A 12,449-nucleotide genomic window follows, 5' to 3' on the forward strand; every position below is an offset into this window, starting at 1 on the left:
GAGGTTATCGCCGGGTGATGCGGATTTTCGACTGTTTATGTGGGCCCTGCTCCCAGTCGTCCATGAACGTCGCCTTGAGCCCGTATTGGTGGGCCAGCTCGACCAGCGTCTCGGTGCGGTAGTAGAAGTCCTCGCGCAGGACGTGATGCTCCTGCCCCTCGGTCCTGTCGAAGGTGAAGTCGAACCAGCCGTCCGGTTTCATGACCCGGCCCACGTGGGCGAAGCACTCCTCGATGACCTCGATCGGCGAGTGCGAGAAGACGCTGTGGGCGTGGACGACGTCGAAGTACTCGTCCGGCAGGAACGCCAGCCGCAGGTCGCGCACCGGCGCCAGGTACGGCAGCTTGTCCTGCAAAGCGTGCTTCTCAATCGTGTCCTGGGCGGCCAGCAGGATGTCGGGCGAGATGTCGATGCCGTAGTAGTTGCCGGTGAACAGGTAGCCGATGAACAGGCGGCCGGCGCGCAGGTTCCCGCAGCCGATCTCCAGCATCCGGCAGTCGGGCTTGAGCCCGTGCTCCACCAGGTAGTCGAACTGCATGCGTCCCAGGGCGAGCCAGCGCCGGTGCTTGTGCGAGCCCACGGCGCCCTCGGGGTCACGGGCCGTGTCGGACCTCATGACGGCGCGGTAGTAGGCGACGTGGTCGTGGGTGCGGAGCCTGAACCAGGCGTCGCGGGCCAGCCGGCGCAGGTGGGGGGCGATCCTGTGGGGGTGCCGGAACGCGTAGGCGGCCTGGTGGACGAGGCTCGTACGGGAGCGTTTCACGTTGGGCAGAGTAGGTCCGGCCCATCGGGTGCGCTCCGAGCTCGCCTCACTGATGATCCCCCGTTTACCCCTTCTTTCCCACCCTTATGGCTCTCCCCCTGCAATCCCGCAGCCCGTGCTTCCCCGGCTTCGGGCCTCGGGTTCCTCTGGCGCCAGGCCCCTGACCTCGGGTTATCCTGGACGCGGGCGTGCGGGCGCCGGGCGGCGGGCCGTGGCGTGACGCGGTGCTGGGGTGGCCGTCGCCAAGGTGGACGGAGGTCGCGCCTGTCGCTGGTCTCGCCGGCGCTGCGGCGGTTGGTTCGGTCGACAGGGCGGTGACGCTCCACGTCCACACGGCGAGCCCCTGCTCAGCGCGTCACGTGGTGCTCCCGGGCTCGAACGGTCAGCTCAGGTAGTCGCGCAGCGCCATGGCCCGGGAGGGGTGGCGGAGCTTGGACATGGTCTTGGCCTCGATCTGCCTGATGCGCTCACGGGTGACGCCGTAGACGCGGCCGATCTCGTCGAGGGTACGCGGCTTGCCGTCGGCCAGGCCGTAGCGCATGGTGATCACGCCCGCCTCACGCTCGGAGAGCTGGTCGAGCAGGCTGTGCAACTGCTGCTGCAGCAGCGTGAACGACACCGCGTCGGCCGGGGACACCGCCTCGGTGTCCTCGATGAGGTCGCCGAACTCGCTGTCGCCCTCCTCGCCGAGCGGCGTGCTCAGCGAGATCGGCTCCCGGCCGTAGCTCTGCACCTCGGCCACCCGTTCGACGTCGAGATCGGTCTCGGCGGCGATCTCCTCGGGGGTGGGCTCGCGGCCCAGGTCGGACTGCAGGCGGCGCTGCACCCGGGCCACCTTGTTGATCAGCTCGACCATGTGCACGGGGATGCGGATCGTACGGGCCTGGTCGGCCATGGCACGGGTGATGGCCTGCTTGATCCACCAGGTGGCGTAGGTGGAGAACTTGTAGCCGAGCCGGTAGTCGAACTTCTCGATCGTCCGGATCAGGCCGAGGTTCCCCTCCTGGATCAGGTCGAGGAAGAGCATGCCCCGGCCGGTGTAACGCTTGGCGATGGAGACGACGAGCCGGAGGTTGGCCTCCAGCATGCGGCGCTTGGCACGAAGGCCGTCGTCGGCGATCCACTCCAGGTCGGCACGCAACTCGGAGGGCAGGCCGGGGTCGCTGTCGAGCCGTTCCCTGGCGAACAGGCCGGCCTCGATGCGCTTGGCCAGCTCGATCTCCTGCTCGGCGGTGAGCAGCGGGACGCGCCCGATCTCCTTCAGATAGGTCTTGACCGAGTCGGCGCCGACGGCCGTGCCACCGTCGGCGATGGTGTCGTCCAGTTCGAGAACCTCTGCTGCTTGGGACAAAATTCTCTCCTCGCTCGCGTTGGGTGGACGCTCAGTGACTGAGCCGGCCTGCGGGCAGGGCCGGCGGGGGAACGTAGCGGGCCGATAGGCGTCGGAACCTTCAAGGCATGAGGGAACGGAAGAAGCGGGGCCTGGCAGGGCCGTCTCTGACCAGGCTACCCAACGCTTCCTCGAACGCGGCTTCGACGGAACGCCGATCACAGTTGGGCCGCCCCCGGCATCTGCCCCCTGACCAGCACCCCAAGCCCGTCACCTCTTGGCCACCCCCTCCGACCCACGGCACTCCAGAAGACGCCCGACTGCGACAGGGCACACACCGAGCAGATGTCGCCGTGCTGTGCGGGGCGGTGCGTCTGCGGCGATCTCCGGACGAACGCGCGCGGTCACCAGACACGAACACAGCACCCATGAGGGCCACCACCCACAAAACCGCCCCCCATCCCGTTTGGACCGCAGGCACAAGACGCCCCACACCACCCCGTCGAGGCCGCCACGCAGCGGCCGCCGCGCGGCATGCGGCCCATGCTCACCTCGGCCCTGGTCAGGCGTTCCGTGACGAGGTCGTCGTAGAGCTCTTCGGCCGGCTCCCCATCACGCCGCTCTCAAGGTCCCACACGCCACCGACAGTTCCGCCGACGAGGAAGGTGGGGTGGGAACGAGCGCACCAACGGTCCATGAACCAGCCGAGGGCAAGGAGCGGCAAGTGCCCCCGAGGGAGGGCGTACTTGGGGTGGTCAGTTCGGTGGGGCGTGTTCGAGGGTGTAGTCGGCGGCGTCCGGTTCGGCGAAGGCGAGGAGCGCCAGTCCCTCCTCCTCCAGGACGTCCAGGGGCGTCGGCACGGCGAAGGGGCTGATGATGAGCTTGGCCTTCTTGCCGGACCGCTTGATCTGCCAGGTCCCCGCCGCGAACCCGTCCACCAGATAGGTCGCCTTGATCCGCAGGTTCTTGGTCGCGACGAGCGGCCGAAACTCGTCCGCCAGCACCCGCGTACGGTCGGCGTGCCCCAGGACGAGGTTGTCGAAGTCGGGCAGGAACCGCACCGGCGCGGGCACGTCGCCCCCCGGCCGCGGCGCGCCGGGCAGGTCGAACAGCTCGCGTCCCCTCTCGTCGGCGAGCCTCTCCAGGTCCATCCCCTTCATGACGGTCCGCAGCCCGCCCAGCCCCGACCAGGTCTGTACGTCGGCGGGCGTGGCCGGCCCGAACGCGGCGAGGTACCGCTCGACCAGGCGTTCGATGCTGGGCGCCGGGTCCAGTTCGACGCCGGGCAGGCCGAAGGCGGACTCGCGAGGGAAGCTCCACCGGTCCTGCGTCGGCACCATGACCAGCGGCGTCATCATGCGCACGGCGTACCCGAGGACCCGCTCGTCCGCGCCGGGGAACTCGTTCAGCAGCAGGGGCCGCAGTTCGTTGAACGTGAGCGGCCCGTCGGCGAGCAGCCGGTCGGCGACCGCGGCGGCGGCCTCGAAGTCGACGCCCTCGAACCGGCGCGCCGCGGCCGCCAGCATGGGACGCAGCAGCGGACGGAACGCCGCGAAGTCATCCGCCGTCACCAGGTGCAGCGTGGCCCGCATCATCGTCGCCCGCACCAGGCCGCCGGCGTGCAGCGAGTCGTGCAGGTCCTCTCGCACGAACCCCTCCAGCCGCGTCCACACCCCCAGGTAGGGCGGCCGCGGTTCCTGCGCCTGCAGCCCGGCCAGCCGGTGCACGATGTCGGCCGGCTGCCCCCTGTGCCGGGCGAGGAGGTGCTGCCTGGCCAAGGTGGCGCGGTTGAGGTCTCTGAGGGTGAGCATCTACTTATCATGCCTTTCCCCCTGGAGTCCGTACGTTCCTCCTATCCTGCGCTTTCTGATGGCTTCGCCTACCTTGACGGCGCGGCCGGCACCCAGACGCCACAATCGGTGATCGACGCCATCTCCGGCGCCTACCGGGCCGGGCTCGGCAACGTGGGCGGGGCCTTTCCCGCCAGCCACCGGGCGGACGAGATCGTCGCCGCCTGCCGTGCCGCCGTCGCGGACCTGGTCGGCGGCGATCCCGACGGGGTGATCCTCGGCCCGAACATGACGACGCTGACGTACCGGCTGGCCAGGGCGCTGACCGGCCCCGGCGACGAGGTGGTGGTCTCCAGGCTCGACCACGACGCGAACGTACGCCCCTGGACCCAGACGGGCGCCGCCGTCCGCTGGGCCGAGGTGGACCCGGTGACCGGCGAACTCCCGGTCGACCAGTACGCCGGCCTCATCGGGGAGCGGACCAAGGTCGTCGCGGTGACGGCGGCGAGCAACATCCTCGGCACCCGTCCCGACCTGCCCGCCATCGCCGAGCTGGCGCACCGCGCGGGCGCCCTGCTGTACGTGGACGGCGTGCACGCCACCCCCCACGGCCCGGTGGACATGCGGGCGCTGGGCGCCGACCTCTACGCCACCAGCGCCTACAAATGGTCGGGGCCGCACGTGGGGGCCGTCGTGGCCGACCCTGCCCTGCTGGAGACGGTCCGGCCGGCCAAGTTACGCCCCTCTCCCGACACCGTGCCGGAGAGGTTCGAGACGGGTACGTCCGCGTTCGCCGACCTGGCCGGGGTGACCGCGGCCGTCGACCACCTGGCCGCCATGGTGCCCGGCTCCGGCACCCGCCGCGAACGTCTCCTCGCCTCCATGGCCGCCGCCGAGGAGCACGAGCTGGAGCTGTTCGCCGGCCTGATCACCGGCCTGGAGACGATGCCCCACGTCACCCTGCACGGCAAGCCCGCCCGGCGCACCGCGACCGCCTACTTCACCGTCGCCGGCCACACCCCGCGCCAGGTCGCCGAGCACCTGGCCGGCCTGGGGGTGAACGTCTGGAACGGCCACAACTACGCCTGGGAACTGACCGGCGCCCTGGGCCTGCGCGACTCGGGCGGCGCCGTCCGCGCGGGACTGGTCCACTACAACGACCACTCGGACGTGTCCCGCCTCCTGGAAGGAGTGGCCCGCCTCTCCTGACGCCTCCGGCGTCCCGCGTTCCGGTGCGGTGGCCGGGTGGGGGTGGCGTGAGATCCTGAGGGGATGCTGCCCCCGATCGACGCGCTGCGCGAGCAGGTCACCGCTCATCTCGCCGCCTTCGACCGCCGGGAGGTGCCGCCCGCCTCAGGTGTGCGCCGGGCGGCCGTGACGGTGTGCGTGCTGGAGGACGCCGGGCGCGTCCCGTACACGGTGCTGATCCGCAGGGCGGCGCGCGGACGCAACCCCGGGCAGTGGGCGCTGCCCGGCGGGCGGCTCGACGAGGGCGAGCAGCCGGTGGAGGCGGCGCTGCGGGAGCTGGCCGAGGAGGTCGGGGTGACCGGCGTGGAGGTGGCCGGGCTGCTCGACGACTTCGTCGCCGACTCCGGGTTCGTGATCACTCCTGTGGTGGCGTTCGGGGGCCGGCAGGAGCCGGTGGGGGATGCCCACGAGGTGGCCTCGGTGCACGCGGTCCCGCTGGAACGTTTCCTCGCGCCCGGGGTGCCGCGCTGGCAGGGCGAGCTGCTGCAGATGCCGCTCGGCCCGGACATCGTGATCCACGCGCCGACCGGGGCGATCCTGTGGCAGTTCGCCGAGGTGGCGCTGCGCGGACGCGAACAGCGGGTGTTCGACGTCGCCCAACCCCACTGGACGAGAACCTGACGAGCCAGACCGCGAACCTGGCCCGCCGGAACCCTGCCGCCTCCGACCCGAACCTCGCATCCCTCCGGTGGCAGGAGAGGAGATCATCTCCCCCATGGTGCTCCGAGGGCGTGACGCGTTCCGCCTCCGGGGATGAGCCCTCAGGCCCGGAGAGATCTCCAGGAGTCCACAGTCGCTTCGGCGATGGTCTCGATGCGGTGTCCGTAGGTCAGGTGCCCGTCGGACACGAAGCTGCCGTCCCTGAACGGCAACCCGCAGAACGTGGCGCGGAAGTGCCCGGGAGGTCCGCCCGGCGGGAGTGGCTCGTACGCCGCCAACGGGCTCGTGTCGTAGCCCGCCCGCGCCCTGTGATTGTTCCGCGCCACCTGATGAGCCGCCACGCGAAGCAGCGCGTCGAGGCCCTTGTCCAGGAAGAGCTGCAACTGGCGGAACTGACCGTCGAGGTACTTCTCGTGGGCTCCAGCAGGATGCTGCAGGAGATACGCGCAGACGACAGGCGCGTGCCACCTGTACATGTGCGGATCGGCCTGCTCCTCAGAGAGGACGGCGTGGTAGTAGTCCACGCATGCGCCCAGCGGGCCGGCAACTGCGCCGCAGTCGCACCGACCGCCGGCGGGGCTCTCTGTCATGATCTGCAACTTAGGCGGGCGGCGACAGCCGTGTCGACGGGATATCGGTTCCGTCTGATGTCCTACCAGGCCAGGGCAGGTGAACGGACTGGTCCACAGCGACAACCGTGCCCGCGAAGGAGTGGCGGCTTGACACTTCATCGAAGCGAGGAGCGACGGTTCACCGTGAGGACGAACGCGATGTTCCGCTCAACGAGGAGCAGGTCATGACCATCGGCTCCACCGTGATCCTCATGCTGCCGGCGGTCCTCGTCGTTCTGGTGCCGGCCGTGGTGAAGCTGGCCGGCCGCGGCCGTCGCTAGGCACGACGAAGAACGAGCCCGGCCGCCCGGAGGGCCGTGGTGGAACAGACGGGAGACTCCCACCGCGGGGCGTTCCCTGTGCCCGCGCGACGGCGGATTCACGCGGGCACAGCGGGTCAGGAGCCCAGCGCGCGCGTGGCCAGCGCGCCGAGGACCATGCCGACGACCATGCAGGCCGCGGCGGCGATGGCGGCCCACTTGCCCAGGGGCTCGCCACGGGTGTGGCCGACGATGCCCAGCACGATGCCGGCCAGACCGAACAGGATCGGTATGAACAGGATGGCCACCGCGGCGCTGACGAACCCGATGATCGACAGGATCTGGGTGCCCTGCCGTTGCTGCGGCGGCCGGCCGTAGGGCGGCGGTTGCGGCCGGCGCCCTTCACGTGTGTGCTCGTCGTCGCCTGGCGGCGGGTCTTGCGAAGCGGTCATCTTCCGGCTCCCTCGTGAAGTGAATCACATCACACACCAGAGCCGTGGGCCTGTCGAGCCGCCGAGTCCAGACATCTGCCCATTTCAGAGGGCTTATGACGGGCGGGAAAGCTGAGGGGGAAGGGGTTCGGCGTGGACGACGTCGAGCCGGGAGACCGCGCGGGTGAGGGCGACGTACAGGCGGTTGAGGCCGCGCGGCCCGGCGGCGACGGCGGCCGGCTCGGCCAGGACGACGTGGTCGTACTCCAGGCCCTTGCACATGGAGGCGGGCAGGACGCTCAGCCGCTCCCCGACGTCCAGCCCCTCGTTCCAGAGCGCGCACGTGATCGCCTCGACGTGCGCGTCGGCCGCGATCACCCCGATCGACCCCTCGAACCCGCGAGCCTCCCGTACGGCCTCCACGACCCCCTTCTCCAGCCCGGCCGTCGCGATGACCCGCAGCCTGCCGTCGGAGCGGTAGGAGCGGGTGGGCGGGACGTCGGCGTCGAGCGCGGCCAGCAGCGTGTTGGCCAGCTCCACGACCACGCCGGGCACGCGGAAGCCGGTGGTCAGCTCGACGATCCGGCCGCCGGACTTGCCGAGCAGCTCCAGGTGCTCCGGCCACGACCCGGCCGCCCACGGCGTGGTGCCCTGGGCCAGGTCGCCGAGCACGGTCAGCGAGCCGTGCTCGCTGCGCCTGGCCACGGCGCGGCACTGCATGGGCGACAGGTCCTGCGCCTCGTCCACGATGACGTGGCCGTAGCCGCGGGGGCGTTCGAGCAGGCAGGCCAGCTCGTCCAGCAGCACCAGGTCGGCGTCGGTCCATTTGGCGCTCTTGACGCCGCGCGGCGGGCGGGGCCAGGCGAGGGCGGCGCGTTCGGCGTCGGTCAGCAGGCCCTCGGGCGGGGCGCTGAGCACCTCGTGCAGCACGTCCTCGGGGCGGGCGGCGGGCCAGGTCGCGTCGAGCGCAGGGGCGACCGCGCGGCCGATCCGGCGTTCCCAGGCGGCGTTGCACGTCTGGCCGCGGGCCTCGGCCTGCCGGCGCATCGCCGCCACCATCCTGGCCCTGACCCGCTCGCGGCCGACCCCGTACGGGAGCGCGGCCCGCCTGGTGTCCTCCACGATGCGGCGCAGCTCGTCCTCGCCGACGCGCCAGCGGTAGGAGCCGTCGGCCACCACGGCGGGCTCGGCGGGCCTGCGGATGCGGCCGTACAGGGCGCGGCGCAGCACCTCGGCCATGCGGGCGTCGTGCTTGACCGCCGCGGCCGCAGCGGAGTCGGCGGCCCGTACGGGGTAGGCGCCGAGCAGCCCTTCGAGGGTGGTCTGCTCGACGTCCACCTCGCCGAGCGCGGGCAGCACGGCCGAGATGTAGCCGAGGAAGGCCCGGTTCGGGCCGAGCACCAGGACGCCGGAGCGTTCGAGGCGCCGGCGGTGGGCGTACAGCAGGTAGGCGGCCCGGTGCAGGCCGACGGCGGTCTTGCCGGTGCCGGGGGCGCCCTGCACGCAGATGGTGGTGTCCAGGTCGGCGCGGACGAGGTCGTCCTGCTCGGGCTGGATGGTGGCGACGATGTCGCGCATCGGGCCGACGCGCGGGCGTTCGATCTCGGCGGCCAGGAGCGCGCCGCCGCCCTCCTCCCCCGCGCCCAGACACTCGTCCTCGAAGCCGGTCAGCGTGCTGCCCGACCAGCCGAAACGGCGGCGTACCTCGACGCCCTGGGGATCGCGGGCGCCGGCGCGGTAGAACGCGCGCGCCACGGGCGCGCGCCAGTCGATCACCACGGGCGGGCCGCCGTGCTCGCCGGTGATGTGCCGCCGGCCGATGTGGTACGACCGCCCGCGGTGCTCGGCCGACTCCTGGCCGAAGTCCAGCCGGCCGAAGAACGGCGGCCCGTCGGGCTCCTCGCTCAGCTCCTTGGCCAGGCTCTTGAGGTGGCGGCCGAGCCGTTCGGCGCTGTAGCGGTCACCGGCCACGGTCTCGCCGACGATCACGTTCTCGCGCGCGCCCTCCAGCATCCTGCGCAGCCCTGCCCTGCACCGTTCGAGGTGACGCCGTTCGTCGTCGAGCGTTCCCATGCACACCCCAAAAGTGTTAACTCGGTTAAGCCATTGACCAGGTTAACACTTTGCTAGGCTGTAGGCATGACAGGACTGCGGGAGCTGCAGCGGCAGCGGGTGCACGAGGCCATCTCCACGGCGGCGATCGCGCTCTTCCTGGAACGCGGCTTCGACGAGGTGCCGGTGACCGAGATCGCGGCGGCGGCCGGGGTGTCCAAGCCGACACTGTTCAAGTACTTCCCGACCAAGGAGGACCTCGTCCTGCACCGGTTCGCCGACCACAAGGGCGAGGCCGCCCGCGTGGTGCGCGGACGAGACCCAAGCGAGCACCCGGTCGCGGCGCTGCGCCGCCACTACCTCGACGGCCTGGCCGCCCACGACCCGGTCACCGGCCTCAACGACCACCCCGAGGTGCTGGCCTTCCACCGCATGGTGTTCGACACCCCCAGCCTGGCCGTGCGGCTGTTCCACCACATGACCCAGGACGAGGCCGAGCTGACCGAGGCCCTGGCCGAGACCATGGACGAGCTGACCGCCACGCTGCTGGCCGCGCAGGTGCTGGCCGTGCAGCGGGTGCTCGCCCGCCGCACCTGGGCGCAGCTCGCCGAGGGGCGCCCCCTGCCCGAGGCCGAGGCCGACGCGGTACGCGCCGCCGAACACGCCTTCGCGCTGCTCGCGGACGGCCCGGCACGGCCGTGAGCCCCGGCGCGCAGGTCACGCGCGTCCCATGCGGCGGGCACGATTACCTCCAACGCCAGAGGCTGTGCTTAACTCGGAAATGCCGATGTGGCTGTGTCCCCCGGGCCGCAAATTACCGCCTTCACGGAATACCGTTCGGCTGGAACCGTGTTGTGCATCTCGCCGAGGAGGCGACCACCACATCGGCCTTAAAGCTTTCCGGGCGTCCCGCTGCCTTAGGGTGGCAAGGCCGACTGCCCATGATCCAGGAGAGCCCGTTGCTGTACGAAGTGGTCAAGTTCGCCGCCGCGCCGCTCGCCCACGCGATGTGCCGGCCGCACATCACCGGCGCCGCGAACGTGCCGAGGGTCGGCCCGGCCATCCTGGCGGCCAACCACCTCTCCGTGCTCGACTCCTTCCTGCTGCCCGCGCTGCTGCCCCGGCACGTCACGTTCACCGCCAAGAACGAGTACTTCGACGGCAACCCCGTCTCCGGCTTCTTCATGCGGCTCGGCGGCAGCCTGCCGATCGACCGCGAGAGCGCCCACGCCGCCCAGGCGATGCTCGACGCCGCCGCCGAGCTGCTGGAGCGCGGCGAGCTGTTCGGCATCCATCCCGAGGGCACCCGCTCCCCCGACGGCCGCCTCTACCGCGGCAAGGTCGGCGTGGCCTGGCTGGCGCTCAGGACGGGCGCGCCCGTGCTGCCGGTGGCCCTCACGGGCACCGAGAAGGTGCTGCCGGTCGGGTCGAAGGTGCCCAGGCCCGCCAAGATCGGCATCTCCATCGGCGAGCCGATGCGCTTCGAGGGCGACCACACCAAGGCGCGCGACCGTCGCCGGGTCACCGACGAGATCATGGAGGCCGTCCAGAAGCTGTCCGGGCAGGAGTACGTGCCCGCCTACGCCTCCAGCCACAAGGCTTCCAATGGGACGACCTGATGGATCACCGCTAGGCTCTGACACCTGTCGTCGAGGACCAGGGGGCTGACCAGTGGCGCGGGGCCGTACCATCGCGATCGTGTCGGTGTCCGCCGTGCTCGTGGCGGGGGCCGCGGGCGGGGGCGCCTACTACCTGCTACGCACCAAGGGCACACCGGGCGAGACGGCACAGCGCTTCGCCGCCGCCTGGCAGGCGGGCGACAAGACCGCCATGACCGCCGAGCTGGCCACGCCGCAGCAGCTCACCGCCTACGACCAGCAGCGCACCGCGCTCGGCGTCGAGTCGGCCACGGTCAAGCTGGGGCAGATCGTCGAGGGCGACGGCCGGGCGCGGGTCCCCTACACCGCGACGCTGGCGCTGAAGAACATCGGCTCCTGGTCCTACGACGGGCAGATCGACCTCGTGGTGGCCGACCGCGCGTGGAAGGTCGACTGGCGGCCCACCGCGCTGCACCCGCAGATGACCCAGGGGGCGACGTTCGGCATCAAGACGAACTGGCCGCAACGGGCCGGGATCACCGACGCCGACGGCGGCCGCATCGACGCCGGCACGTCCGGCGGCTCGGTGCAGCAGCTCGTCGGCTACCTCGACAAGGCCACCAAGAAGGACGTCGCCAAGCTCGGCTCCTCCTACAAGCCCGGGCAGGCCGTCGGGCGCGGCGGCCTGCAGGAGACGTTCCAGAAGCGGCTGGCCGGCACCCCCACCACACAGATCCAGCTCGGCGGCAAGACGCTCGCCACGATCGAGGGCACCGACGGCAAGCCCGTCGAGACCTCGCTCGACCCGCAGGCGCAGGCGGCCGCCGTGGCCGCGGTCAAGGACGTCCCCAAGCCCACCTCCATGGTCGCCATCCGGCCCTCCACGGGCGAGATCCTGGCCGTGGTCAACAACCAGGGCGGCTTCAACCGGGCCCTCGACGGCCGTTACCCGCCGGGCTCGACGTTCAAGGCGGTCACCGCGATCGGCCTGCTGGCGGCCGGCATGTCGCCCGGCGACAAGGTCACCTGCCCGATGTACGCCACCGTGGGCGGGCTGAAGATCCGCAACTCGGAGAAGGAGGAGTTCGGCTCGCTGTCGTTCCTCGACTCCTTCGCCCACTCGTGCAACACCACCTTCGCGCCGCTGGCCGAACAGCGGCTCGGCGCCGACAAGCTGCTCAAGACGGCAGAAGGCGTCGGCTTCAACCAGCCGCTCAACATCGGCGTGCCCGCCACGAAGGCCAGCTTCCCGAGGGCCCAGTCCGACGCCGAGCTGGCCGCCGAGTCCTTCGGCCAGGCCAGGATCACCGCGAGCCCGCTGTCGATGGCCTCGGTGGCCGCGGCCATCGCCGACGGCACCTGGCGTCCGCCCACGCTGGTGCCCTCGCTCAAGCAGAAGGCCGGCGAGGAGGCGCTGCCCAAGGGGGTCAAGGAGCAACTGCACAGCATGATGGCGGCCGTCGTCTCCAAGGGCACCGCCCGGGGCAGCGGCCTGCCCGCCGGCACCCACGGCAAGACGGGCACGGCCGAGTTCGGCACCGGCGACAAGCTCGACACCCACGCCTGGTTCATGGGCTTCAAGGGCGACGTGGCCTTCGCCGTGGTCGTGGAGGGCGGCGGCACGGGCGGCAAGATCGCGGCCCCGGTGGCGGCCACCTTCCTCAAGGGCCTCTGAGTCTTCCTGCCTCGACCGTACGGGCTCACAG

Annotated in this window: 10 protein-coding genes and 1 pseudogene; 5 read left to right on the plus strand and 6 right to left on the minus strand. The window is 71.3% G+C overall.

Annotated features, from left to right (window positions below; translation table 11 throughout):
* Window positions 1–4 precede the first annotated feature (4 nt).
* The 3 genes and pseudogenes from ACIHAD_RS30975 to ACIHAD_RS30985 all read right to left on the minus strand — a co-directional run bounded on the left by ACIHAD_RS30975 (window position 5) and on the right by ACIHAD_RS30985 (window position 3,904).
* On the minus strand, window positions 5–763 hold the full coding sequence (locus tag ACIHAD_RS30975) for a class I SAM-dependent methyltransferase (protein WP_397358184.1): 759 nt from the start codon (window positions 761–763) through the stop codon (window positions 5–7).
* Window positions 764–1,145: 382 nt separating this feature from the next.
* Window positions 1,146–2,048: pseudogene (locus tag ACIHAD_RS30980) on the minus strand (RNA polymerase sigma factor); the annotation flags it as partial.
* A gap of 800 nt (window positions 2,049–2,848) precedes the next feature.
* Window positions 2,849–3,904, minus strand: coding sequence for a winged helix DNA-binding domain-containing protein (locus ACIHAD_RS30985; RefSeq protein ID WP_397358185.1), 1,056 nt, complete (start codon window positions 3,902–3,904; stop codon window positions 2,849–2,851).
* 9 nt (window positions 3,905–3,913) lie between these two features.
* Here ACIHAD_RS30985 and ACIHAD_RS30990 point away from each other — a divergent pair, with 9 nt between their 5' ends.
* Window positions 3,914–5,092 (plus strand): cysteine desulfurase-like protein, encoded by a 1,179-nt coding sequence (locus ACIHAD_RS30990; protein ID WP_397358186.1) that lies wholly within the window; start codon window positions 3,914–3,916, stop codon window positions 5,090–5,092.
* 63 nt (window positions 5,093–5,155) lie between these two features.
* Window positions 5,156–5,752 (plus strand): NUDIX hydrolase, encoded by a 597-nt coding sequence (locus ACIHAD_RS30995; RefSeq protein WP_397358187.1) that lies wholly within the window; start codon window positions 5,156–5,158, stop codon window positions 5,750–5,752.
* A gap of 140 nt (window positions 5,753–5,892) precedes the next feature.
* On the opposite strand, the gene ACIHAD_RS31000 is transcribed toward ACIHAD_RS30995, so the two are convergent.
* The 3 genes from ACIHAD_RS31000 to ACIHAD_RS31010 all read right to left on the minus strand — a co-directional run bounded on the left by ACIHAD_RS31000 (window position 5,893) and on the right by ACIHAD_RS31010 (window position 9,166).
* Window positions 5,893–6,381, minus strand: a complete 489-nt coding sequence (locus ACIHAD_RS31000) for a DUF5946 family protein (RefSeq protein WP_397358188.1) — start codon at window positions 6,379–6,381, stop codon at window positions 5,893–5,895.
* Between the two features lie 418 nt (window positions 6,382–6,799).
* Window positions 6,800–7,114, minus strand: coding sequence for a hypothetical protein (locus ACIHAD_RS31005; RefSeq protein ID WP_397358189.1), 315 nt, complete (start codon window positions 7,112–7,114; stop codon window positions 6,800–6,802).
* Window positions 7,115–7,207: 93 nt separating this feature from the next.
* Entirely contained in the window at window positions 7,208–9,166 is a 1,959-nt protein-coding gene (locus ACIHAD_RS31010; protein ID WP_397358190.1) for a HelD family protein, read from the minus strand.
* Between the two features lie 66 nt (window positions 9,167–9,232).
* Here ACIHAD_RS31010 and ACIHAD_RS31015 point away from each other — a divergent pair, with 66 nt between their 5' ends.
* From ACIHAD_RS31015 to ACIHAD_RS31025, 3 genes are all read left to right on the plus strand, one after another.
* Window positions 9,233–9,847: a TetR family transcriptional regulator gene (locus ACIHAD_RS31015; protein WP_397358191.1), complete on the plus strand. Its 615-nt coding sequence runs from the start codon at window positions 9,233–9,235 to the stop codon at window positions 9,845–9,847.
* A gap of 257 nt (window positions 9,848–10,104) precedes the next feature.
* A complete protein-coding gene (locus ACIHAD_RS31020) occupies window positions 10,105–10,764 on the plus strand; it encodes a lysophospholipid acyltransferase family protein (protein ID WP_397358193.1) in 660 nt (219 codons plus the stop codon).
* 79 nt (window positions 10,765–10,843) lie between these two features.
* The gene (locus ACIHAD_RS31025; RefSeq protein ID WP_397358194.1) at window positions 10,844–12,418 is read left to right on the plus strand and encodes a penicillin-binding transpeptidase domain-containing protein; all 1,575 of its coding nucleotides are present in this window, start codon (window positions 10,844–10,846) and stop codon (window positions 12,416–12,418) included.
* Window positions 12,419–12,449 lie beyond the last annotated feature (31 nt).

It is taken from the genome of Nonomuraea sp. NPDC052265, from assembly GCF_044547985.1.
In the GTDB taxonomy this organism is placed as follows: domain Bacteria; phylum Actinomycetota; class Actinomycetes; order Streptosporangiales; family Streptosporangiaceae; genus Nonomuraea.

Coding starts and splice junctions, on each gene's coding strand:
- ACIHAD_RS30985 (WP_397358185.1), bottom strand. CDS start 3,904: ATGCTCACCCTCAGAGACCTCAACCGCGCCACCTTGGCCAGGCAGCAC.
- ACIHAD_RS30990 (WP_397358186.1), top strand. CDS start 3,914: ATGCCTTTCCCCCTGGAGTCCGTACGTTCCTCCTATCCTGCGCTTTCT.
- ACIHAD_RS30995 (WP_397358187.1), top strand. CDS start 5,156: ATGCTGCCCCCGATCGACGCGCTGCGCGAGCAGGTCACCGCTCATCTC.
- ACIHAD_RS31000 (WP_397358188.1), bottom strand. CDS start 6,381: ATGACAGAGAGCCCCGCCGGCGGTCGGTGCGACTGCGGCGCAGTTGCC.
- ACIHAD_RS31005 (WP_397358189.1), bottom strand. CDS start 7,114: ATGACCGCTTCGCAAGACCCGCCGCCAGGCGACGACGAGCACACACGT.
- ACIHAD_RS31010 (WP_397358190.1), bottom strand. CDS start 9,166: ATGGGAACGCTCGACGACGAACGGCGTCACCTCGAACGGTGCAGGGCA.
- ACIHAD_RS31015 (WP_397358191.1), top strand. CDS start 9,233: ATGACAGGACTGCGGGAGCTGCAGCGGCAGCGGGTGCACGAGGCCATC.